Below are 22,759 nucleotides of genomic sequence, written 5' to 3'. Positions count from 1 at the left end.
GGGTGCGGTTTGCAATCGGGCAGGGGCGCCGGGTCGCGGCCTGGTCGCCGCTCGAGTTTGATCGCACGAACGGGGGCCGCTGATCCGATCTTGAAACAGCGGCCCGGCATCCAGCTTCAGAGGTGCTTACTGATTCGCCTTGTGCAGCCAATCGGCATGGCGCGGCGCCTTCTTGGTCTGGCTCCACTCCTCCAGCATCGGCATCGCGACGCGCTTCAGTTCGGCATATTGGTCTTCCGTTCCGATGTCGGCGGCCAGTTCCACCCGGTGGCCGTTGGGGTCGAAGAAGTAGATCGACTTGAAAATGCCGTGATACGTCGGCCCGAGCACTTCGATGCCTTCACCCTCGACATGAGCCTTGGCGGCGAGCAGTTCATCCTCCGACCCGACTTTGAACGCCAGATGCTGCACCCATTTCGGCGTATTCTCGTCCCGGCCCATTTCCTTCTGCGTCGGGAGTTCGAAAAATGCCAGGATGTTACCATTACCGGCGTCGAGGAACACATGCATGTACGGGTCGTGCTCTCCGGTCGAAGGCACCGTGTCTTCGGAAAATGCCGAAGTATATTCCATTCCCAGCACGCGCTGGTACCACTCGACCGTCTCCTTCGCATCCTTGCAGCGATAGGCCGCATGATGCACCCCGCCGAGCCTTATGGGATGTTTCATCTGCGGATTCATGCCGCATCTCCTTCCACGATTTCGGCCCGCTTGTCCCCGGCATCGGTTTTCAGCGCGCCGCGCTTCATCTGGTCTGCCTCGATCGACTTGAACAAAGCGGTGAAGTTGCCTTCGCCAAATCCTTCGTCCTTCTTGCGCTGGATGAATTCGAAGAACACCGGCCCGATCACCGTCTTACCGAAGATCTGCAGCAGCAGGCGCGGGTCGCCGTCCTCGGTCGAACCGTCGACCAGGATGCCGCGCGATTTCAGTTCCTCCACCGGCTCGCCATGCCCCGGCAGCCGATCGTCGAGCATTTCGTAATAGGTCGCCGGCGGGCTGGAAGCGAAGGGCGTGCCCGCTTCCTTCAGCCGGTCCCAGCTGCGATAGAGATCGTCGCTGGCAAGTGCGATGTGCTGAATGCCCTCGCCATTATATTCGCGTAAATATTCCTCGATCTGGCCGCCGCCGCCCGAACCTTCCTCGTTCAGCGGAATACGGATCTTGCCGTCGGGTGCCGTCATCGCCTTGCTTGTCAGGCCGGTATATTCGCCCTTGATGTCGAAATAGCGGATTTCGCGGAAATTGAAGATCCGCTCGTAGAAATCGGCCCAATGTGCCATGCGTCCGCCATAGACATTATGCGTCAGGTGATCGATCACCTTCATGCCTGCGCCGACCGGCCACCGCTCCACACCTTTTTCATATTCAAAATCGATGTCGTAGATGGACAGGCCATCGCCGCCTTCATCGGCATAGCGATCGATCAGATAGATGAGCGAATGGCCGATGCCGCGAATGGCGGGAATGTTCAGCTCCATGGGGCCGGTCTGCGTATGCACCGGTTCGGCACCGCGCTTCTGCGCCTCGGCATAAGCGGCGGCGGCATCCTTCACGCGGAAGCCCATGCCGCAGGCAGACGGGCCGTGTTCCGCAGCGAAATACGCTGCGGGGCTGCGGGGTTCGTAATTCGCAATCAGATTGATGCCGCCCTGACGCCACAATTGCACGTCCTTGGACCGGTGCCTGGCGACCATGGTGAAGCCCATTTTTTCAAAGACCGGCTCCAGCACGCCTTTCTCCGGCGCCGAAAATTCGACGAATTCGAATCCGTCGAGGCCCAAGGGATTTTCGAAGAGATCTGCCATGAACTGCCCACCTGTAACTGGTTACTGTTGCAACCAATATGCCTGAGGAACGCGGGAATTGCAAGGTGACCGGTCGCACCGCGCCAGCGTCTTATCGTCGTCCCGCACCTCGCTCGGGCGGCAACATGCGGGCGTGCATGATACAAAATGCTTGCCAGTATCGCCGCTTTGTAGTTCACCTGCAGCGTGAAGCCGCGCAACCACAAGATCAGTCTGCCGAAGGAGCATCTGACCCAGGGCCTCGCGCTCTGCGTTCTGCTGGCGCTTGGCGGATTGGCGATTGCCGGGCCGAGCGGACTGCTTGCGTGGAGCGAGCATCTGCAACTGCTCGACCAGAGGCAGGTTCAGATCGCGGACATGACCGAACGGCGTGATATTTTGCAAAACCGTGTCGCCCTGCTGAACCCCGACCGTGCCGATCCCGATCTCGTCGGAGAACTGCTGCGGGAAAAGCTGAACGTCGCACATCCCGATGAAGTGCTGATCACCCTGGACGACAGCGCACCCTGAAGGGTTTGGCCGCAATCCGGCCGCTGCGATCCTGCCTGCTGGCCATGTCGTCAAAATTTTTGCGCGAGATTCGGGTGCTTGGCCGTTGCGCGAACAGCCGGTTGCCTCCTATAGCCGTAGCGTAATCGCCGGGCGAAATGGCCTGGCCGATCAGCCGGTCCGACTCTCGGACAGGCACCGCGCAAGACAGGGATTGCCCAGCGATGACAGACGGCTCCAACGCGACCGAAAGCCGATCCGGTTCCGAAGACATGCCCCTCAGGTCCCTGCAGAACGCTCATGAGGAAAGCCCGCGCTACGATGCGAGCGACGACGAGTTGCTCGCATTCTACCGGCAGATGCTGCTTATCCGCCGGTTCGAGGAAAAGGCGGGGCAGCTTTACGGGCTCGGCCTGATCGGCGGCTTCTGCCACCTTTATATCGGGCAGGAAGCCGTCGCCATCGGCCTGCAAAGCGCTCTCGACAAGGACAAGGACAGCGTGATCACGGGCTATCGCGATCATGGCCATATGCTCGCCTATGGTATCGACCCGAATGTCATTATGGCGGAACTCACCGGTCGGCAGGCCGGCATTTCCAAGGGCAAGGGCGGGTCGATGCACATGTTCTCGACCGAGCATAAGTTCTATGGCGGTCATGGTATCGTGGGCGCTCAGGTCGCTCTGGGCGGCGGACTGGCACTTGCCCATCAATATCGCGAGGACGGCGGCATCTGCCTCGCCTATTTCGGCGATGGTGCGGCAAACCAGGGCCAGGTTTACGAAACCTTCAACATGGCGTCCCTGTGGAAGCTGCCGATCGTTTTCGTGGTCGAGAACAATCAATATGCGATGGGCACCAGCACTGCCCGCTCCAGCGCCGAAACGGAATTCTACAAGCGCGGCACCGCTTTCCGAATCCCCGGAATGGACGTGAACGGCATGGATGTGCTCGAAGTGCGGAATGCCGCCGAGATCGCGCTGGCCCATGTTCGTGGCGGAAACGGGCCGGTGCTGATGGAGTTGAACACCTATCGCTATCGCGGCCATTCCATGTCCGACCCGGCCAAATACCGCACCCGAGACGAGGTGCAGGACCAGCGCGAACATAACGATCCGATCGAGAAGGCGAAGAAGGAGCTTGTCGAGCGCGGCCGCAGCGAGGACGATCTGAAGGCGATCGACAAGGAAATCCGCGCCCGCGTCGCAGAGGCCGCCGATTTTGCCGAAAACTCGCCCGAACCCGATGCCGGTGAATTGTATACCGACGTCCTGGTCGGAAGCTATTGATGGCAACCGATCAGCCAAATGCCTTGGGTGATTGCACCCTGTTTCGCGCCGTTTCCGCAAGTAGCGCGGCCGCGCCTCTCCTACAACACCAGCAGACCAGGGCCTGACAATGGCGATCGAGATTAAAATGCCCGCACTTTCTCCGACCATGGAGGAAGGCACGCTCGCGAAATGGCTCGTGAAGAAAGGCGATACGATCGCTCCCGGCGACATCATTGCCGAGATCGAAACGGACAAGGCGACGATGGAGTTCGAAACCATCGACGAAGGGACGGTTGGCAACATCCTCGTCGAGGAAGGAACCAACAACGTAAAGGTCGGGACCGTGATCGCCATGCTGGCGGGAGAGGGCGAGGAGCTTCCGGATTCGGACTTGCTCGAAGATGGTCCGCAACCTGCGCAAGAGCCGAAAAAAGATGTTCCCGGCGAAGGCAAGGATGTGGGGCGCACAGAAGACAAGGCCGATATGACCGCGCCGCAAAAGCGCAGCCAGCCCGTCACCGACCCCGAAATTCCGCCGGGCACGAACATGGCCACCGTCAGCGTGCGCGAGGCGTTGCGCGATGCCATGGCCGAGGAGATGAGGCGCGACGGCCGCGTGTTCGTGATGGGTGAGGAGGTGGCGCAGTATCAGGGTGCCTACAAGGTGACGCAAGGGCTGCTGGACGAATTCGGTATGAAGCGGGTCATCGACACTCCCATTACCGAATATGGCTTTGCCGGCATCGGCTGCGGCGCTGCGATGGGCGGATTGCGTCCGATCGTCGAATTTATGACGTTCAATTTCGCCATGCAGGCGATCGATCATATCGTGAATAGTGCCGCCAAAACGAATTACATGTCGGGTGGGCAGATGCGCTGCCCGGTCGTCTTCCGCGGCCCCAATGGCGCGGCGAGCCGCGTGGGGGCGCAGCATAGCCAGAATTACGGCCCCTGGTACGCCAGCGTGCCGGGGCTGATCGTCATTGCCCCCTATGATTCGTCCGATGCCAAGGGTCTGATGAAGGCTGCCATTCGCTGCGAGGACCCCGTCGTCTTTCTGGAGAACGAACTGGTTTACGGACGCAATTTCGAATTGCCAGAACTTGACGACCACGTCCTGCCCATCGGCAAGGCACGCATCGTTCGCGAAGGCAGCGATGTCACCATAGTCACCTACTCCATCGGCGTCGGGCTTGCTCTCGAAGCTGCGGAAGCGCTTGCGGGTGATGGGATCGATGCGGAGATTATCGATCTTCGTACGCTGCGCCCCCTCGACGAGCAGGCAGTCCTCGACAGCCTGGCGAAAACCAACCGCGTGATCGTGGCCGAAGAAGGCTGGCCGACCTGCTCCATCGCTTCCGAAATCGTCACCATCTGCATGGAAAAAGGCTTCGACCATCTCGATGCGCCGGTGCTTCGCGTGTGCAATGAAGACGTGCCGCTGCCCTATGCAGCCAATCTGGAGAAGCTGGCCCTGCTCGACAGCAAGGCGATCATCGCGGCGGCGAAACGGGTCTGTTACAAGGATTGACGCGCGCCGAAGCGGATTAGGCGTGGCTCCCAATATCCGTGCAGATCACCGTGGATCCGCAAGGTTCCCGCGTCGGAATACCGAACCTTGTCCAGCCGCGATACGCGGCGAGGCGGGTTCTGCTAGCTGCTCAGTACGAAGATTGGCCGCGAATAGTTCATCGTGAAGCCGTCCAGCGCAATTCCGCCGGCAATTTCCGGAAGGGCATAGGATATGTCGAGATCGAATTCCCGCGCACCGGGAACACGGCTGGTAACTTCGCCAACCGCAACAGTAAGACGGTCGCTTTGCAGAAAATACGGCGCGGAAACGCCCATCGACTGGAAATTATTTTCCAGAGTGGTTTCCGAAACCGCATTGTTCTTCTGGTATTCGACCGCCGCAAATCTCGCGGCATCGCTGGCAAGCGAGCGAACCGCATTGTAATTCTGCATGTGAATACCGACGCTGACGACCCCGAACATCAGGGCGAGGAAGATCGGTGCCAGCAACGCAAATTCAACCGCCGAAGCGGCGCGCTCGCTGATCGCCAGATTGCGCCAGAAAGAAAGCGAGCGTTTCACGAGACCTGCACCAGACGCACTACATTATAGTTGATCGGCTCTCCCACACCGAAGCTGGTCCACATCGGGGTGTAGGTGTCCGTCAAGGTGAGCTGAACGTAAGTGTAAACGGGTTTCGTGGCGGCACAACCGGGAGGCGAGGGTGGGGCGTTCACCAGAGCCGCATTGACATCACACCGATAGCGTGCGGCAACCTGCAACTGGGAATCTGCCAGATTTAAAGAACTTTCCAGAATATCCTCGAGATCGCCTGAAGGGATCCCGGCGCCTCCGGCCGCCGCGAGAATGATTTCCGATGCCTCATTCGCTCCGCTCTGCAATTGGTGCTGCCGGGAAAGCATGTTGCTCACGTCGAAAGCGCCTAGCGCAAGAGTAGCGAGTATCGGCGCCACGAGCGCAGTCTCGATGGCCATTACGCCTTTCGAGCAGCGAACCATGCGCCCCAAGGGTCTGCTCATGGCCATCATGCAACCAGTCTCACGCCGCCCTTGGCCGAACCTGCCGCTTTCGTCTGGCTCTTCGTACATGTGGTGGAGATCGACGTGTTACCCGTGACCTTGAGGGTCGATGCCCATAATTGGAAGCACAGCGGCGTCGTGTTGGAATTGCCGTTTACCGTCAAATCGCCATTGGGAAGATAGAACGTGCCGCGGACCGACACACTCGCGTTACCGTTCAGTCTATGTGCAACAGGAGCAGTCTGTTCGCTGCCATCTTTGTATCAGGTAACTGGAAAACGGAAGTTCTTTCGAGACGGATAAATTAACGATGATGATGTTGCTTGCGCCGTTACCATAGTTTCCCAGCTGGATTGTCGGGTTGGTGTCGATCTGACCCGTATAGACCTGATTGGCGTTATACTCCTGTATCGCGCTATTCATACGTATTGGGGGACATGTCGTATGCCAGGGCCCAAGCGCCTGCCAGTGTTACCTGGTCGACCGAATGTTGGAAATCAGCGGTGCTTCGCCCGTGGCTGTGGCGAAATACGAAGCAGCAATTGACTCGACCGTGACCGGGTGGCGAATGGCGCCATGCGGTCAGAAGATCTCGAACCCTTGCCCCTCGCCTACCGCTTGGCGCTGTCCTATGCGCCGCGGGGCGCCAGGGATGCGACCCTGACGCTGATGCTTCTCGATCTGCGACTGGCGGATATCCTGCGCCGACATGGGGAACCATTGATCGCCCAGATGAAGCTGGCCTGGTGGCGTGATCGTCTCGGGGAGGATCCGGGTGGCTGGCCAAAGGGAGAACCACTGCTTGAACGGCTGCGAAACTGGCCTGGTGATGTGACCGGCCTCGCCGCGATGACGGATGGCTGGGAAAGGCTCGTATCCGAAGATCTGAACGCACCGGCGATCGTTGCCCATGCTGCGGGCAGGGCTGCGGGCTGGAAAACGCTCGCGACCGCGCTGGGCCATGATGACGCTGCGCAGGATGCGGCCAGCGCCGGGCGTGAATGGGTGCTGGGCGATCTTGCGAGGCATCTGGACGATGGCGAGGAGCGCCAGAGAGTTAAATCGATGGCGGGGGAGCCGAATGGCAGCGGCGCATTGCCGCGGGCCTTGCGCCCCCTTGCCGTGTTACGTGGCCTGAGCCGCAGGGCGCTGGGCCGCGGCGATCATGAACTGCTCTCGGGCGCAGGCGCGATGGCCCTGGCGCTGAGGATCGGAATGATTGGTCGCTGAAGGCCCTCGAAACGAAAGAATCAAGCATGAACCGAATGATCCTGGGCGCAGTCCTTGCCTTGATAATGGCCGGCATAGGCCTGTTCTGGTGGCAGGGCAGGGCGCAGGTCGAGGAAGGTGCGCCGCCGCCGGAACCGGCAATTGTTCAGCCCGCCGACGACGAATTGCCGGAGGCGGACGTGACCGGAATGCGTGGGCCCGCCTTGCCCGAAGTGACCGAGCTGTCGCGCGAGCAGAAGCGATTCTTCCGATACGATCGCAATCGCGACCTGAAGATCACGCGGGCTGAAATGCTGTCGAGCCGCACTGCCGCTTTTCGCAAGCTGGACAAGGACGGCAATAATTTGCTGACGTTCGAGGAATGGGCCGTGACGACAGTCGACAAATTCGATGGGGCTGACAGCGATGGGAACCGGGAATTGAGCGCGGAGGAATTTGCGACCACCGCGCCGAAGCGCCGGGCGAAACCTGCCTGCCGCTGCTGAACGCGGCAGGCGGGCTACGCCGAAGACGGGTCAGGCGGGCACCAGTTCACCTTCCTTCAGCCATTCTCCGAATTCGGCCTTCGCGCGCGAGGTGTAGGCTACCTTGCGCTGTTTCTTCTTAACATCATGCAGCGGCGGGAAGAGGCCGAAATTGACGTTCATCGGCTGATAGGTTTCCGCTTCTGCATCCCCGGTGATGTGGGACAGCAGCGCGCCCATGGCACTGGTGCGGGGCGGGGGCATCAATGTTTCGCCCGCAAGTTCCGCTGCGGCCATGAGGCCCGCCATCAGCCCTATCGCGCTGCTCTCGACATAACCTTCGCAGCCGGTAATCTGCCCGGCAAAGCGGATGTGACCGGCGTCCTTCAAACGCAACTGGCGATCGAGAACGACAGGAGCATTGAGGAACGTGTTGCGATGCAGGCCGCCCAGACGCGCGAATTCCGCGTCCTGCAAGCCGGGGATCGTGCGAAAAAGTTCTACTTGCGCGCCATGCTTCAACTTGGTCTGGAAGCCGACCATGTTCCATAGGGTGCCGAGCCGGTTGTCCTGCCGCAGCTGGACCACGGCATAAGGCCATCGTCCGGTGCGGGGGTCGTCCAGACCTACGGGCTTCATCGGGCCGAACCGCAATGTATCGAGTCCGCGCGACGCCATGACCTCGACCGGCATGCAGCCTTCGAAATAGGGTGTGCTGGCCTCCCATTCCTTGAACTCGGTCTTGTCGCCATCCAGCAGCCCCTGGTGGAAGGCGAGATATTCGTCCTTATTCATCGGGCAGTTGATGTAATCCTTGCCCGCTTCCTCCTGCTCGCCTGCAAAACTGGAATTCTTGTCCCAGCGCGACTGGAACCAGCAGATATCCATGTCGATGGAATCGCGGTGGACGATCGGTGCGATGGCATCGAAGAAGGCGAGGCTGTCCTGCCCGGTCGCCCGCCCGATGCTGCTGGCGAGCGCCGCTGCGGTCAGCGGCCCTGTGGCGACGATCGTCAGGCCGGCTTCGGGCAGGCTGTCGATACGCTCGCGCACGATGGTGATGTTTTCGTGGGCGGTTAGACGGTGTTCGACTTCGGCTGAGAAGACATCGCGATCGACCGCCATAGCGGACCCTGCCGGAACCCGCGCGACTTCCCCCGCCGCCATGACGAGCGAATCCAGTCGCCGCATTTCATGATGGAGCAGACCGACCGCGTTCTTTTCATCATCGTCTGAGCGGAAGGAATTGGAACAGACGAGTTCGGCAAGGCCGTCTGTCTGATGGGCAGGGGTGCCATCGCCCCCGCCGCGCATTTCGGACAGACGCACGCGAAAGCCCCGCCGCGCCAGCTGCCATGCCGCTTCGCTCCCGGCAAGTCCGCCGCCGATGATGTGAATGTCATGTGTCATGCCTCAGGCGTCTAGTCCTTGCGCCCCATGCTGTTCAAGGCCAAGCATGACGGGCGACTACATATTAAGGGTCTGGGGCAAGATGCGAAGAACTTTGGCGGACCACCGGCCCTGGCTGCTGCTGGGCATTATCGCCGCCATTGCCTTCTTCCTGCTGATGGGCGGACGGCTCGGCGGCCTGTTCCTCATCGCCATCAAGGGTATCGCGGTCGGATCGCTGGCTATCTATGCCGCCCGCAAGAGCCATTTGCCCGATGCGCGTCTGCTCGCGCTGGTGCTGGCGCTGTCGGCGGTGGCCGACATGATGCTGGAACTGTATTTCAGCGCAGGCGGCGCGATATTTTTCGCGGCGTGGGTCGCGGCTCTGGCGCTTTACCTTCGTAATTTGCGAGAGCGGCCCGCGTCCAGTCAGAAACTTGCAGCTGTCGGTCTGCTGATCTTCACGCCCGTGATCGCGTGGTTGGTGACCCTGTCCACGACTGTCGCTATCTATGCGCTGATGCTCGGCGCAATGGCCGGAGCAGCCTGGATGAGCAGGTTTCCGCGCTATCGAACCGGAACGGGCGCAGTCCTGGTGATCGCATCCAATCTCCTGGTGTTTGCGCGGGTCGGCGGCGATATCGACCTGAGCCTGACTGACTGGCTCACCTGGCCGCTCTATTTCAGCGGTCAGTTCCTGATCGCGACCGGCGTGATCCAGACGCTCCGCTACGAGGCGCCTGCCGTCCGCTGAAAGCTGCAGATGGGGGAGAGGGGCACATTATCCCCGCTCCCCGGCCGTTCTCACGCTAATCTATTCGGGCGCTTCGTCTTCATCGAGATTATCGTCGCGATCGACGGTCGTATGCGGCGCGGTGACATTCGTCTGCCGGCCGACGATTTCCTCGATAATCGCTTCTTCCGCCTCGTTCTCGGGCGTTTCGTCATCATCCAGGCGAACCGCGCTGACGATATGTTCGCCCCTGCCGACATTGAACAGCCGGACCCCGGAGCTGGCCCGACCGATGACGCGCAGGCTGTCCAGCCCGATGCGGATGAGCTTTGCCTGATCAGTCACCAGCATCAGCTGGTGATCCTTGGTCGCGGCAAAGCTGGCGACGACAGGTCCGTTGCGTTCGATATTGTCGATATTGGTGACGCCCTGGCCGCCGCGTCCGGAGCGGCGGTATTCATAGGCGGACGACAATTTGCCGTAACCATTCGCACAGACGGTCAGGATGAATTCCTCGTTCTCCGCCATCTCGCGGTGATCGTCGGACAGAGGAGCACCTTCTTCGTCCGATTTCCAGGGTGCCACACGCAAATAGGCGTCCCGTTCCTCCGGCGATGCGGAGCCGCCGTGCAGAATGGACAGGGACACGACCTCGTCATCGTCGCGCAGCCGCATGCCGCGCACGCCGGTGGAGGTCCGGCTGCGGAATTCACGAACGTCCTCCGCATCGAAGCGAATGGCCCGGCCAAGGCGGGTTGCCAGCAACACGTCGTCGCCCGTTTCCAGCAGTGCCACCCCGATCAGGCGGTCGTCGCTGTCGTCGTCGAAGCGCATCGCGAACTTGCCGTTGCTGGGAATGTTGGTGAAGGCATCCATGCCGTTGCGCCGTACGTTGCCGCGCGCGGTCGCGAACACCACGTTCAGGCTGCCCCAGCTTTCCTCATCCTCCGGCAGCGGCAGCACCGTGCGGATCGTCTCGCCTTCCTCGAGCGAGGGCAGAAGATTGACGATAGGCCGGCCGCGCGTGGTCGGCGTGCCTTCGGGCAGCTTCCAGACCTTCAGGCGGTAGACCTTGCCCTTGTTCGAGAAGAACAGCACGGGATTATGCGTGCTGGTCACGAACATCTCGCTGACCGCATCCTCTTCCTTCGTCGCCATGCCGGCGCGGCCCTTGCCGCCGCGGTTCTGCGCGCGGAAGGTCGAGAGCGGCGTTCGCTTGATGTAGCCGTCGAGGGTCACGGTCACGACCATCTCGTCACGCTCGATCAGATCTTCATCGTCGAGACCGTCCCAGGCGGGCGCAATTTCGGACAGGCGAGGGGTCGCATAGGTATCGCGCACCTCCTGCAGTTCGCCGCGCATCACCTCGTAAAGCTTGCGCCGGTCGGCCAGGATCTCGAGATAACCGGCGATCTGATCGGAAAGCTCCTTCAGTTCGCCACCGATCTCGTCACGGCCCAGCGCGGTCAGGCGGTGCAGGCGCAGATCGAGAATGGCTTTAACCTGCCGCTGCGAGAGGCGGTAGGTGCCGCCTTCCTGCTCCCTGTCAGGCTCGATCGCTTCGACCAGACGGATGTATTGCGCGATGTCGCCGATAGGCCAGTCCCGCGTCAGCAGCGCAGCCCGTGCCGCCGCCGGGTTGGACGCGCCGCGAATGATCGCGACCACTTCGTCGAGGTTTGACACCGCGACCACGAGGCCCAGCAAGATATGCGCCCGGTCGCGCGCCTTGTTCAACTCGAACTTGGTGCGGCGGGTGATGACCTGTTCGCGAAAGGCGATGAACGAGGCAATGATGTCGCGCAGCGACAGCGTTTCGGGCCGCCCGCCGCGAATGGCCAGCATGTTGGCGGGAAAGCTGGACTGTGCCGGCGTGTGCCGCCAGATCTGGTTCAGTACGACTTCGGGCGTGGCATCCCGCTTCAGATCGACGACGACGCGCACGCCCATGCGGCTTGATTCGTCGCGAATGTCGGCGACGCCCTCGATCCGCTTTTCCTTTGCAGCCTCGGCGATCTTTTCCACCAGGCTGTTCTTCCCGACCTGGAAGGGGATCGAGGTGAAAACGATGGCGCGCCGCCCTTCGCCCCGGCCGCCCTTGCCTTCCTCGATCTCGTGCCTGGCTCGCATCAGGATGGAGCCGCGACCGGTCATGTAAGCGGAGCGCGCACCGGCGGTGCCGAGGATCAGCGGAGCGGTCGGGAAATCCGGGCCTGGGATGATCGCGAAGAGTTCTTCCGAAGTGATTCCCGGATTGTCCATGAAGGCGAAGCATCCATCGATGACCTCACCCAGATTATGCGGCGGAACATTCGTCGCCATGCCGACCGCGATACCGCCCGCACCATTGACGAGCAGGTTGGGAAAACGTGCAGGCAGCACCGTCGGTTCGCGGCGGGAGCCATCGTAATTGTCGGCGAAATCGACCGTATCCTTGTCGAGATCTTCCAGCAGCATATTGGCGACCCGCGCCAGCCGCGCTTCGGTATAACGCATCGATGCCGGCGGATCGGGATCCATCGAACCGAAATTGCCCTGGCCATCGATCAGCGGCACGCGAAGCGACCAGTCCTGCGTCATCCGCGCCAGCGCGTCATAGATGGAGGAATCACCGTGCGGATGGTAATTGCCCATCGTGTCGCCCACGATCTTGGCGCTCTTGCGATAGGGCCGCCCGGCGACGAACCCGCCTTCCTGACTGGCGTACAGGATGCGGCGGTGAACCGGCTTCAACCCGTCGCGGATGTCAGGCAGGGCGCGGCTGACGATCACGCTCATCGCGTAATCGAGATAGCTCGCCTTCATTTCATCGACGATGTCGATACGGCCGTGGTCGCCCGGGGTTGCGGGCGGAACTATTGTCTGAATGTCGTCGCTCAAGGCGGGCCTGATCCGTTGGTGGCGTGGCGCGCAAGGCCACGGTGCAGCGTATGGTGATCCAGCTTAGGGCATGGTGCCGCCGTAGGCCACCGATAGCTGGGGTGGAGGCGGGGCAGACTGCGCCTTTTTCCACATAAGTTTGCCGCGCCGGCCTCGTCTCCGAAAGGTTCGGTCTGCAAATGCGGGCTGGCGCTATTCAAAAAGGGTTCAGATGCATTTGCTTACAAGCGATTGCAAATGGGTCAGGCGAACGGAACGTGAAACCGTCCGGGCCTCCGGACGTTAATTCCGGCAAATTCGAAATTCTATGGGAGAATACCAAATGTCCTTGATTATCGGCTCAAGTTCCCGGACCGGCAGGTCGGTTTCGCGCATCGCGCTCGCGATCGCGCTTGCGACTGGCGCAGCCGTGGGCGTGACTGCGCTGGAAGCCCCGGCCTACGCGCAGAAGAAGAAGAAAGCGGAAGCTGGCGAAGCCAAGAATTATTCTAAGGGCTTCATCGAGGCATATCAGCCCATTCAGCAGCAGATCGCTGCTGCGGGCAATGCGGCAGGCGCTGCTGCATCGGTTCCCGTGCTGAAAGCGGCGGCACAGACACCGGACGACCGGTTTGCCGCGGGTCAGATCATCTATTCGATAGGCCGCGACAGTGAAAATCGTGCCTTACAGCGCGAAGCCGTCGCCATGCTGATCGAAAGCGGCCAACTGCCGGCAGCCGATGCGGGCCGTTACAACTTCCTGGCCGGTCAGCTCGCTTATCAGGATAATGATTACCCGGCCGCGCGCTCCTACATGGAACAGGCTATCGCCGCCGGCTGGACCGAGGGCAATCCGCAGACTCTGATCGCGGAAAGCTATTTCGCGGAAGGCAACAACCAGGCCGGCCTGCAGTATCTTGACCGTGCCATCCAGGCGCGCGTGGATGCCGGGCAGGCAATCGACGAAGGCTGGCTCAAGCGTGGGCTTTCCATCGCCTATAATTCCGACATGGCGCCCGAAGCGGAAAAATACAGCCGGATGCTCGTGCAATATTATCCCTCGACCGACAATTGGGGCGATGCGGTGGGTATCCTGCGGAACAACAATGCTTACGGCGATGAGGAACTGCTCGACCTGCTTCGCCTGTCGCAGCGGACGAACTCGCTGCGGACATCGCGCGATTACATGGACTACATCGAAACGGCCGATCCGCGCCGTCTCCCCATCGAGGTGGGCCGGGTAATCGCTCAGGGTAAATCTGCAGGGCTGCTCAATGCCTCCGATCGCTACGTGACCGAGGCCGAGACCATGTCGCGCAGCGGCACGAAGCTGGTGCGCGAGGACTTCGCCAGCCTCGAGGCCGATGCCCGCTCCCCCAGCGGCAGCCCGCAGGTGGCCATTGCCGCAGGTGACGCCTATCTCAGCGACAATCAGGCCGCCAAGGCAGAGGAATTGTACCGCATCGCCCTTGCCAAGCCTGGCGTGGATACCGCGCGCGCCCTGACCCGCCTCGGCATCGCGCAGCTCGATCAGGGTAACAAGGCAGAAGCGAATGCGACATTCGCCAAGGTGGAAGGTGCGCGTCAGGCCATCGCCCGCCTGTGGAGTACCTATGCGATGCAGGAGGCGACCGCCGTTCAGTAAGGCTCGTTTGCATATCTGACTGCCAGGATGGCGCGGCCCCTAGGGGACCGCGCCATCCTGCTATCGCAGTCGCTTCACATACAGCTGATTGCCGTTGCGTCTTTCCAGCTTGAAATTGTCGCTGGCGGCGCGGACGAGTTCCGACAGCCGTTTGAAGCCATGGTTTCGCACGTCGAAACTGGACCTGTTGCCGGCGATCTGTCCAACCTCCTGTAGCTTGGCGAAACCATCCTCGTCGCGTTCTGCCGCCTTCCACGCAGCGCCCAGCAATTCGATCAGATCGGGGTCGAAACCGCTGGCATCCTCGATCCGCTTCGCCGGTTCGCCTGCCGCGGTCCGTTCCCGCTCGTCGCGGTTCACGGTGCCGATCAATTTATCGATATCGATGAAGCGGGTGCAGGCGCTGGTAAAGGCCTCGGGTGCCTTGGCGCTTCCAAAGCCGTAGACAAGCAACCCGTCCTGCCGCAGCCGGGTAACCAGCGGCGTGAAGTCGCTGTCGCTGCTCATGATGCCGAACCCGTCCACCTTACCCTTGTACAGCAGGTCGATGGCATCGATCGTCATGGCCATGTCGGTCGCGTTCTTGCCGCGCGTCATGTCGAACTGCTGCTGGGGCTGAATGCCGAACTTGTGTGTCAGACTACCCCATTTCGACAGGGCAGGCTTTGAAAAATTGCCATAGGCACGGCGAATGTTCACCTGCCCCAGCTCGGCCATGACGGTCAGCACCGGGTCGATACCATTGGGATTGATATTGTCGGCATCGATCAGCAGGGCGATGTTCTTCAAATTTTCTTCGGGCAATGCAGCGTCCTTTTTCGTCCGCTATGAAGCTGGTTCCAGCGGGTTCAGAGTGCGGGGGCGAAACTTCCGTCATCCTGCATCAGGTGCAGGATGCCATCGCTGATCGCAAAAAACGCTCCGCTCAGGCGAAGTTCACCGGCCTTTTCCTTTTGTTGCACATAAGGAAAACTGCGCAGATTGTTCAGGCTGACGCGGACGCCCGCCTGTTCCATGGCCCTTTCCGCATCGCGGCCCCGTGCGCCATGCACCTGCACGACCTCCTCTCTCGCATCCTCGAGAAGCGCGATCCAGTCGGCGATGAAGCCGCCTTCACCCTGGCCGCTTCCGCGCAATTCCTGCGTCAGCGCGGCGCGGCAGCCACCGCAAAGCCCGTGGCCGAGGACAACTATCTCCTTCACCTTCAGCACCTGTACGGCGAATTCCAGTGCCGCCGAGACACCGTGCCGACCGGGCGTGGTCTCGTACGGAGGGACAAGCGCCGCGACGTTGCGGACGACGAAGATTTCTCCGGGATCGACATCGAAAATCTGCGCCGGATCGACCCTGCTGTCGGAACAGGCGATCACCATCACCCGCGGTTCCTGCTTTTCCCCCAGCGCAGCCCAGCGTTCACGATGAGGCGTCCAGCCGACCTCACGGAAGCGGCGATATCCCTCGACCAGGCTGGTAATTTCAGGAGAGTGCGCTGTTGCCGTAGCTGGTTCTTTCATAAGCATCGTCATGGCGCTTCGACACAGGACTGGCAAGATCGCGTGCTGCACATTAGATGGGCGGCATGAACGATTTCTCTCCGACGACGCAGCCCGTGCCGCAGGAACGCGCGCCCCGCCAGCGCAAGCCCGACTGGATCCGGGTGAAAGCGCCCACCAGCAAGGGGTTTCAGGAAACGCGCAAGCTGATGCGCGACCTGAACCTCAACACGGTGTGCGAGGAGGCGGCGTGTCCGAATATCGGCGAGTGCTGGACGAAGAAGCACGCAACCGTAATGATCCTGGGGGATGTCTGCACGCGTGCCTGCGCCTTCTGCAATGTGAAGACCGGAATGCCCCGCATCGTCGATCCGCTGGAGCCGGAACACACGGCCGCCGCAGCAGCGAAGCTGGGCCTCGAACACATCGTTATCACGTCGGTCGACCGCGACGATCTGCCGGACGGCGGAGCGCAGCAATTCGTGAAGGTCATCAAGGCATTGCGCCGCGAGACGCCGGACACGACCATCGAGATCCTGACGCCCGATTTCCGGAACAAGATGCGTCCCGCGGTCGAGGCGATCTGCGAGGCCGGCCCCGATGTCTACAATCACAACCTAGAAACCGTGCCGCGCCTTTATCCCACGATCCGGCCGGGCGCGCGCTATTATGCCTCCCTGCGGCTGCTGGAAGAGGTAAAGGCACACGACCCGCTGATTTTCACCAAGTCCGGCATCATGCTGGGCCTCGGCGAACAGCGTCTGGAGGTGCACCAGGTGATGGACGACATGCGTAGCGCAGATATCGATTTCATGACGATGGGACAGTATCTGCAACCGACGCCCAGACATGCGAAAGTCGCGAATTTCGTGACCCCGAAGCAGTTCGACGCCTATGGCGCGATCGCACGGGCCAAGGGTTTCTTCCAGGTCGCCTCCAGCCCTCTGACCCGATCGAGTTACCATGCGGGTGAGGATTTCGCGCAGATGCGGAGCGCCCGTGAAGACAAGCTGGCCAAGGCTGCGGCCCGGGCTGCGGGGGCGGCGGAAAAGGTCGCGAACTGATGCCGGGAATCAAGGAAAAGCGTGTCCTGCCATATAGTTGCGAGCAGATGTTCGATCTGGTCGCGGATGTGGGGCGTTATGAGGATTTCCTCCCCTGGGTGATCGCGACTCGCGTCCGGTCGGACAGCGAGGCCGAGATGACCGCAGACATGCTGGTCGGGTTCAAGGCGATCCGTGAAAGGTTCACATCCAAGGTGACCAAGGATCGCCCGAGGCGTATCGACGTACATTACGTAGATGGGCCACTGCGCGACCTCGATAACAGCTGGGTGTTTACTCCCCGCGACAGTGGCGGCTGCGAAATCGACTTCAACGTGGATTTCGCGTTCAAGAACCGCGTTTTCGAAGCATTGGCCGGTCAATATTTCGATCGCGCTTTTCGCAAGATGGTCACGGCGTTCGAAGCACGGGCCGATGCGCTTTACGGCAACAGCAACTCCAGCGCGACCAGCGCCGCCTGACGCCGGATTTCCGCGCGATTCGCTCCGTCCATCTGGCGCAGGTCTCCTTCCGGTGCGGCGTCGGAGTTGCGGAACGCCCGGGCAAATACGACAGTGCCGACAGGCTTCAGAGCGGTTCCGCCACCGGGGCCGGCTATGCCGCTGACGGCGACCGCCACATCGGCATGGCTGTGCCGCAGCGCACCTTGCGCCATGGCCCAGACGCAGGCGATGGATACCGCGCCGAATGTCTCGATGATATCGGCGGAGACGCCGAGCATCTCCATCTTGGCTTGATTGGAATAGGTAACGAATCCGCGGTCCAGTACGGCGGACGACCCCGGTATCTCGGTCAGGGCGGAAGCGACGAGGCCGCCCGTGCAGCTTTCCGCCAGCACGACGGTTCGCCCTTCGGCGCGGTTCGCCTCGACGACCTTGGCGGCGAGTGCGGTGACCTCATGCGGCAGGATGGTTTCGGAAGTCATGCACTCCGTCATGGCAGATCGTCCGGCATCAGCCAAGAACGACGGTGGCGATGGCCTGAGCCGCCATGCCTTCCCCGCGCCCGGTAAAGCCCAGTCGTTCCGTGGTGGTTGCCTTCACGCTAATCCGGTCTTCAGGCACTGCCAGCAGGTCTGCCAGCCGGCTTGTCATTGCCGTGCGATGCGGGCCGATCTTCGGTGCTTCGCAAATGATGGTGAGGTCGATGTTTCCGACTGCGTAGCCAGCCTCCGCGACCAGCCTGACCGCATGTTGCAAGAACCTGTCGGACGATGCGCCTTTCCACTGCGGGTCGCTTGGCGGAAAGTGGCTGCCGATATCACCTGCGGCCACCGCGCCCAGCAATGCGTCGACGATCGCATGGATCGCGACATCGGCGTCGCTGTGGCCGGCAAGCCCGTGCGAATGGGGGATCCTAATTCCGCCAAGCCAGAGCTCTTCGCCCTCGACAAGGCGATGCACGTCAAAGCCCGAGCCTACCCGCACGGGCGGCAGATCGTCAGCAAAATCTTCGGCAAAGGTGACCTTCTTCAAGCATTCGTCTCCTGCAACCAGCGCGACCTTGCCACCGGCCGCCGCCAGTATCTGCGCGTCGTCGCCCGCATCGAGATCATCTGGGGCTGCATGGTGGGCGGCGACGATGGCAGCGTAGCGGAAGGCCTGCGGTGTCTGCACACGGCGCAATATTTCGCGATCGGCGATGCCCGACATCATGCCGTCACTTGCCACGGCAAGACTGTCGACGATCGGCAGGACGGGAATGGCACCGTCATGCTGGACAAGCGCGGCGAGCAGTCTGTCGATTACCCTGAACGGCAAATCTGGTCGGGCCGCATCGTGGATCAGGACCAATTCCGGTGCATCGTCAGTGAGAGCGTCCAGCCCGGCTGCAACCGATTGCTGCCGCAAGGTACCACCATGAATGAAGCGCAGTCCGGCAAGCCCGGCAAGAGCCTGCCGTGCTTGATCCTCTCCACCGGGCGGAACAACGACGATGATGGGCGCGGCGCCGCCGGCGACGAAACGTTCGATGGAATGACGCAACAGGGGTTTGCCCCGCCATCTGGCGAATTGCTTGGGAACGGCCTGACCTGCCCTCAGCCCTTGCCCAGCCGCCACGACGATTGCCGCAAAGGGGGTTCTGTCGGTCGGTGCTCGCTCGTTCCGGTCCATCGCTGTGCGACCTAACGGCTTGCTCCAGTTCCCGCAATCCACTATGCGGCTGCCCGGTAAACAGGCATTTTTCTCATGACCGACACTCCCGCCCTTTCGTCCCCTAAGCCCATCAGCATCGGATCGATAACCATCGACTGCCCGGTCGTTCTCGCGCCGATGACCGGTGTGACCGATATGCCGTTTCGCACTCTCGTGCGCCGCTACGGGTCGGGCCTGAACGTGACCGAGATGATCGCCAGTCCGGCAATGATCCGCGAAACGCGGCAATCGCTGCAGAAGGCAGCCTGGCATCCCGCCGAAGAGCCGGTCTCCGTCCAGCTTGCCGGATGTTCGCCGGCCGAGATGGCGGAAGCGGCCAGGCTGAACGAGGATCGCGGGGCGGCGATCATCGACATCAACATGGGCTGTCCGGTCAAGAAGGTGGTGAATGGCGATGCCGGCAGCGCCCTGATGCGCGATCTGCCACTGGCCGCCGAATTGATCAGGGCAACCGTCGAAGCTGTATCGGTTCCCGTCACGGTCAAGATGCGGATGGGGTGGGATCACAATTCGCTCAACGCGCCCGAACTTGCCCATATCGCGGAAGATCTCGGTGCGAAGCTGATCACGGTTCATGGCCGCACGCGCTGCCAGATGTACAAGGGGCAGGCGGACTGGTCGTTCATTCGCAAGGTGAAGGATGCCGTTTCCGTTCCGGTCATCGCCAATGGCGACATCTGCGGTGTGGCAGACAGTGCGGCGGCTCTCGCGCAGTCCGGGGCCGATGGCGTGATGATCGGCCGGGGTGCCTATGGCAAACCGTGGCTTCTGGGGCAGGTGATGCATTGGTGGCGAACGGGCGAGAATGTGCCGACACCGAGTTTCGACGAGCAATACCAGGTGCTTGTCGAACATTACGAAGCCATTCTCGAGCATTATGGCGAGGAGGTAGGGGTTAAGATTGCCCGGAAGCATCTCGGTTGGTATACCAAGGGGATGCATGGATCGGCAGAGTTCCGCAACCATGCCAATTTCATCGACGATCCCAGGCAGGTCCTGGGTGAGATCGAAAGGTTTTACGAACCGTTCCTGCGACGCCGGGCGGCGTGACGGGATCTGCATCTGCTGCGGCTGCGCCAGTGCGGCCGCAGTGCGGAGCGGACGAAAGACAGCAGCCGGACGCCGCCAGCCAGATCGCGGGGATGCGCTATGCGATCATATTGCTTTCTCCGGATCTTACTCTGGCTGAACTCAACCCTGCGGCGGAAGAATTGCTCGGGCAGGGCGCAGCACGCCTGCTGGGTCAGCCGCTGCACCGCGCCATCATCTTTGCTGACAATGCAGTAAGGCGGCGGATCGAGAACGGCGACTTCTCCCTCACCGCAAGAGATATCGCGGTGACGATCGGCTCAGCAACCCTGACCGTCAACCTTACGCTGTCGCCGCTGCCGGCGGCGAATGGCTGGAAGGTGCTCACCTTGTCGGAATCGGGCTCGCAGCATGGAAGCATTTCCCGAGAACTGCGCGATGCACATATCCCTTACCTGCAACGTGGCCCGTCGATCCTCGCCCATGAGATCAAGAATCCCCTGGCGGCAATACGGGGGGCGGGTCAGTTGCTGGCGCGCAGGCTCGCTGCCGAAGATCGCGCGCTTACCGACCTCATTTCCGACGAGGTCGCGCGCATTGCCCGGCTGGTGGACAGGATGCAGGCGCTCGGCAGCGACCGGCGCGAACCGGTGACCGGCTTCAACATGCACCTGCCCATCCGTTCGGCCCTGAATGCAATCCGCTCTACTGGTCCCGGCCATCTGCCGATCGTCGAGGAATTCGATCCATCGCTGCCGGATGTTTTCGCAAGCCGTGACGCGCTGCAGCAGATCATCATCAATCTGGTCACGAATGCGCTGCACGCCTGCGCCGACGCGAGGGAACCGCGTGTGACGGTACGAACCCGCTTTGCAAGCGGCATTTCCCGCCAGTCGCTCGGCTCCGGAAGTCCGGTCAGTCTGCCGCTGGAAATCATCATAGCCGACAATGGCCCCGGCGTCGCGGAAATGATATTCGATCAGATGTTCGACCCCTTCGTAACGACCAAGGCGGGAGGGCAGGGCCTTGGCCTGGCGCTTGTCCGCAAGCTGCTCAACGACATGGACGGCAGAATTGCCTATATCCGCGACACGCGGGCAGGCATCTCGACCTTCCGGGTAAATCTGCCAGTGGCGTCATGAGGGCGGCTGCGGGACGCATATTGCTGATCGAGGATGACCGGAGCATCGCTCTCATCATCGGTGAAGCCCTGAAGCAGGATGGTCATGCCGTCATCCATCGCACCGATATTGCCGGGAGAGACGAGGCGCTGAAAAGTGCCGATTTCGGAGTGATGCTTACCGATGTCATGCTCCCCGATGGCGATGGGATTACCAGCTTGAGGAGCGTGCGGGATCGTGCACCCGATCTGCCGATAATCATCCTCTCGGCTCAGAATTCTCTCGATACCGCTGTACGCGCCAGCGAAGCCGGGGCGTTCGAATATTTCCCCAAACCTTTCGATCTCGACGAAGTGCTGCTCGCGACAAATCAGGCGTTGGACCGAACCATGCGTTCGGCAGCCGCGCCGCCGCAATCGGCTGCGGGCGATCTGCCCCTGCATGGCCGCAGTCCCGCCATGCAGGGGGTTTTCCGCATGATCACGCGGGTCATGAACAACGATCTGACCGTGTTGATCCTGGGTGAAAGTGGCACCGGCAAGGAGCTCGTGGCAGAAGCCATCCACCAGCTCGGCGCGCGCAAGACCGGCCCGTTCGTTGCGGTAAACACAGCTGCCATCCCGTCGGAATTGATCGAGAGCGAGCTGTTCGGGCATGAGAGGGGCGCGTTCACCGGTGCGGTGACGCAGGCGATCGGCAAATTCGAACAGGCCAATGGGGGAACGCTGTTCCTGGACGAGATCGGAGACATGCCGCTCCGGGCGCAGACCCGTCTGCTGCGGGCGTTGCAATCGGGCCGGATCAGGCGCGTCGGGGGGCGTCACGACATTGCGGTCGATGTCCGCATCGTGGCAGCGACGAATCGCGATCTTTCCCCGCTGATTGCCGAAGGGCTGTTTCGCGAAGATCTCTTCTATCGCCTCAATGTCGTTCCGCTGATCCTGCCGCCCTTGCGGGACCGTATGGATGATGTGGAACCTCTGGCGCTGCACTTCCTGCGACAGGCGGAGGAAGAGGGTCTGTCGCGCAGGGTTTTCTCGTCCGAGGCACTGCGGGTGCTGCGCTCGGGTGAATGGCCGGGCAATGTTAGGGAGCTTCGCAACACTGTCTTTCGCCTGGCACTGCTCTCGCGCGATACTGTGATCGAAGCAGATCTGGCCCGGCAGGCGATAGGGCCACCTGACCGGAGGCAATCGCTGGAAGGCGACAATCTCTTCTCCGGCACGCTACAACGGTGGATCGATCGTCACCGGCCCGCCGCCGGCTCGCTCTATCAGGAAGCGATCAGCGCATTCGAACGGCCCTTGTTCGAGCACGCGCTGACGGTCACGCAAGGCAACCAGTTGCAGGCCGCACGGCTTCTTGGCATCAATCGCAACACGTTGAGAAAGCGGCTCGGCGAGCTGGACATTGCCGCCGACAGATACGCTCGGCGCATTTGACCTGTATTTCACCG

Annotated in this window: 23 protein-coding genes; 12 read left to right on the top strand and 11 right to left on the bottom strand. The window is 61.4% G+C overall.

Annotation, left to right across the window (positions count from 1 at the left end):
* Positions 1-126 precede the first annotated feature (126 nt).
* Entirely contained in the window at positions 127-669 is a 543-nt protein-coding gene (locus HG250_RS02490; protein ID WP_170002984.1) for a VOC family protein, read from the bottom strand.
* 8 nt (positions 670-677) lie between these two features.
* Positions 678-1,808 carry a 4-hydroxyphenylpyruvate dioxygenase gene (hppD, locus tag HG250_RS02485; protein ID WP_170002514.1) on the bottom strand — a complete coding sequence of 377 codons (1,131 nt, stop codon included), beginning with the start codon at positions 1,806-1,808 and terminating at the stop codon, positions 678-680.
* Positions 1,809-1,994: 186 nt separating this feature from the next.
* Between hppD and HG250_RS02480 the strand changes: the two genes are divergently transcribed.
* The 3 genes from HG250_RS02480 (at position 1,995) to HG250_RS02470 (ending at position 5,099) form a co-directional block, all read left to right on the top strand.
* Positions 1,995-2,318: an FtsB family cell division protein gene (locus HG250_RS02480; RefSeq protein WP_338103838.1), complete on the top strand. Its 324-nt coding sequence runs from the start codon at positions 1,995-1,997 to the stop codon at positions 2,316-2,318.
* A 203-nt stretch (positions 2,319-2,521) separates the two neighbouring features.
* Positions 2,522-3,586: a pyruvate dehydrogenase (acetyl-transferring) E1 component subunit alpha gene (gene pdhA, locus HG250_RS02475; protein ID WP_170002512.1), complete on the top strand. Its 1,065-nt coding sequence runs from the start codon at positions 2,522-2,524 to the stop codon at positions 3,584-3,586.
* A 109-nt stretch (positions 3,587-3,695) separates the two neighbouring features.
* Positions 3,696-5,099 (top strand): pyruvate dehydrogenase complex E1 component subunit beta, encoded by a 1,404-nt coding sequence (locus HG250_RS02470; RefSeq protein ID WP_170002510.1) that lies wholly within the window; start codon positions 3,696-3,698, stop codon positions 5,097-5,099.
* Between the two features lie 122 nt (positions 5,100-5,221).
* Here the strand turns inward: HG250_RS02470 and HG250_RS02465 are convergent, their stop codons facing one another.
* The 3 genes from HG250_RS02465 to HG250_RS02455 are packed head-to-tail and all read right to left on the bottom strand — an operon-like array spanning position 5,222 to position 6,323.
* A complete protein-coding gene (locus HG250_RS02465; protein ID WP_170002508.1) occupies positions 5,222-5,662 on the bottom strand; it encodes a TadE/TadG family type IV pilus assembly protein in 441 nt (146 codons plus the stop codon).
* Complete coding sequence (locus HG250_RS02460) at positions 5,659-6,120, bottom strand: TadE/TadG family type IV pilus assembly protein (RefSeq protein WP_170002506.1); 462 nt, start codon at positions 6,118-6,120, stop codon at positions 5,659-5,661. Before HG250_RS02460 ends, HG250_RS02465 begins: the two co-directional genes overlap by 4 nt.
* A gap of 5 nt (positions 6,121-6,125) precedes the next feature.
* Complete coding sequence (locus tag HG250_RS02455; protein ID WP_170002504.1) at positions 6,126-6,323, bottom strand: hypothetical protein; 198 nt, start codon at positions 6,321-6,323, stop codon at positions 6,126-6,128.
* A 373-nt stretch (positions 6,324-6,696) separates the two neighbouring features.
* Here HG250_RS02455 and HG250_RS02450 point away from each other — a divergent pair, with 373 nt between their 5' ends.
* Complete coding sequence (locus HG250_RS02450) at positions 6,697-7,350, top strand: hypothetical protein (RefSeq protein ID WP_170002502.1); 654 nt, start codon at positions 6,697-6,699, stop codon at positions 7,348-7,350.
* Positions 7,351-7,376: 26 nt separating this feature from the next.
* Positions 7,377-7,835: an EF-hand domain-containing protein gene (locus HG250_RS02445; RefSeq protein WP_170002500.1), complete on the top strand. Its 459-nt coding sequence runs from the start codon at positions 7,377-7,379 to the stop codon at positions 7,833-7,835.
* A 30-nt stretch (positions 7,836-7,865) separates the two neighbouring features.
* On the opposite strand, the gene trmFO is transcribed toward HG250_RS02445, so the two are convergent.
* Entirely contained in the window at positions 7,866-9,224 is a 1,359-nt protein-coding gene (gene trmFO / locus HG250_RS02440; RefSeq protein ID WP_170002498.1) for a methylenetetrahydrofolate--tRNA-(uracil(54)-C(5))-methyltransferase (FADH(2)-oxidizing) TrmFO, read from the bottom strand.
* 46 nt (positions 9,225-9,270) lie between these two features.
* Here trmFO and HG250_RS02435 point away from each other — a divergent pair, with 46 nt between their 5' ends.
* Positions 9,271-9,957, top strand: coding sequence for a lysoplasmalogenase family protein (locus HG250_RS02435; protein ID WP_240956870.1), 687 nt, complete (start codon positions 9,271-9,273; stop codon positions 9,955-9,957).
* 60 nt (positions 9,958-10,017) lie between these two features.
* On the opposite strand, the gene gyrA is transcribed toward HG250_RS02435, so the two are convergent.
* Positions 10,018-12,816: a DNA gyrase subunit A gene (gene gyrA / locus HG250_RS02430; RefSeq protein ID WP_170002496.1), complete on the bottom strand. Its 2,799-nt coding sequence runs from the start codon at positions 12,814-12,816 to the stop codon at positions 10,018-10,020.
* A gap of 322 nt (positions 12,817-13,138) precedes the next feature.
* On the opposite strand from gyrA, the gene HG250_RS02425 reads away from it, so the two are divergent.
* Positions 13,139-14,440 (top strand): hypothetical protein, encoded by a 1,302-nt coding sequence (locus HG250_RS02425; protein ID WP_170002494.1) that lies wholly within the window; start codon positions 13,139-13,141, stop codon positions 14,438-14,440.
* Positions 14,441-14,500: 60 nt separating this feature from the next.
* Here the strand turns inward: HG250_RS02425 and HG250_RS02420 are convergent, their stop codons facing one another.
* Both HG250_RS02420 and HG250_RS02415 read right to left on the bottom strand, forming a co-directional pair.
* Complete coding sequence (locus HG250_RS02420; RefSeq protein WP_170002492.1) at positions 14,501-15,244, bottom strand: NYN domain-containing protein; 744 nt, start codon at positions 15,242-15,244, stop codon at positions 14,501-14,503.
* A gap of 44 nt (positions 15,245-15,288) precedes the next feature.
* Positions 15,289-15,954 (bottom strand): carbonic anhydrase, encoded by a 666-nt coding sequence (locus HG250_RS02415; RefSeq protein WP_240956869.1) that lies wholly within the window; start codon positions 15,952-15,954, stop codon positions 15,289-15,291.
* 56 nt (positions 15,955-16,010) lie between these two features.
* Between HG250_RS02415 and lipA the strand changes: the two genes are divergently transcribed.
* The gene (gene lipA / locus HG250_RS02410; protein ID WP_170002488.1) at positions 16,011-16,997 is read left to right on the top strand and encodes a lipoyl synthase; all 987 of its coding nucleotides are present in this window, start codon (positions 16,011-16,013) and stop codon (positions 16,995-16,997) included.
* Complete coding sequence (locus tag HG250_RS02405; protein WP_170002486.1) at positions 16,997-17,458, top strand: type II toxin-antitoxin system RatA family toxin; 462 nt, start codon at positions 16,997-16,999, stop codon at positions 17,456-17,458. Before lipA ends, HG250_RS02405 begins: the two co-directional genes overlap by 1 nt.
* Here the strand turns inward: HG250_RS02405 and HG250_RS02400 are convergent.
* Together HG250_RS02400 and HG250_RS02395 are read right to left on the bottom strand one after the other, a co-directional pair.
* Positions 17,419-17,922 carry a CinA family protein gene (locus tag HG250_RS02400; RefSeq protein ID WP_170002484.1) on the bottom strand — a complete coding sequence of 168 codons (504 nt, stop codon included), beginning with the start codon at positions 17,920-17,922 and terminating at the stop codon, positions 17,419-17,421. The two genes, HG250_RS02405 and HG250_RS02400, sit on opposite strands and share 40 nt — an antisense overlap.
* 28 nt (positions 17,923-17,950) lie before the next feature.
* Positions 17,951-19,111, bottom strand: coding sequence for a bifunctional 2-C-methyl-D-erythritol 4-phosphate cytidylyltransferase/2-C-methyl-D-erythritol 2,4-cyclodiphosphate synthase (locus tag HG250_RS02395; RefSeq protein ID WP_170002482.1), 1,161 nt, complete (start codon positions 19,109-19,111; stop codon positions 17,951-17,953).
* Between the two features lie 75 nt (positions 19,112-19,186).
* Here HG250_RS02395 and dusB point away from each other — a divergent pair, with 75 nt between their 5' ends.
* The 3 genes from dusB to HG250_RS02380 are packed head-to-tail and all read left to right on the top strand — an operon-like array spanning position 19,187 to position 22,745.
* Positions 19,187-20,203 (top strand): tRNA dihydrouridine synthase DusB, encoded by a 1,017-nt coding sequence (gene dusB, locus HG250_RS02390; protein ID WP_170002480.1) that lies wholly within the window; start codon positions 19,187-19,189, stop codon positions 20,201-20,203.
* Positions 20,204-20,232: 29 nt separating this feature from the next.
* Positions 20,233-21,324: a two-component system sensor histidine kinase NtrB gene (locus tag HG250_RS02385; protein WP_338103835.1), complete on the top strand. Its 1,092-nt coding sequence runs from the start codon at positions 20,233-20,235 to the stop codon at positions 21,322-21,324.
* Positions 21,321-22,745, top strand: coding sequence for a sigma-54-dependent transcriptional regulator (locus tag HG250_RS02380; RefSeq protein ID WP_170002478.1), 1,425 nt, complete (start codon positions 21,321-21,323; stop codon positions 22,743-22,745). Before HG250_RS02385 ends, HG250_RS02380 begins: the two co-directional genes overlap by 4 nt.
* Positions 22,746-22,759 lie beyond the last annotated feature (14 nt).

This window comes from Pseudopontixanthobacter vadosimaris, assembly GCF_012979275.1.
Taxonomy (GTDB): domain Bacteria; phylum Pseudomonadota; class Alphaproteobacteria; order Sphingomonadales; family Sphingomonadaceae; genus Pseudopontixanthobacter; species Pseudopontixanthobacter vadosimaris.
This window is presented reverse-complemented; position numbering and strand designations above follow the sequence as displayed.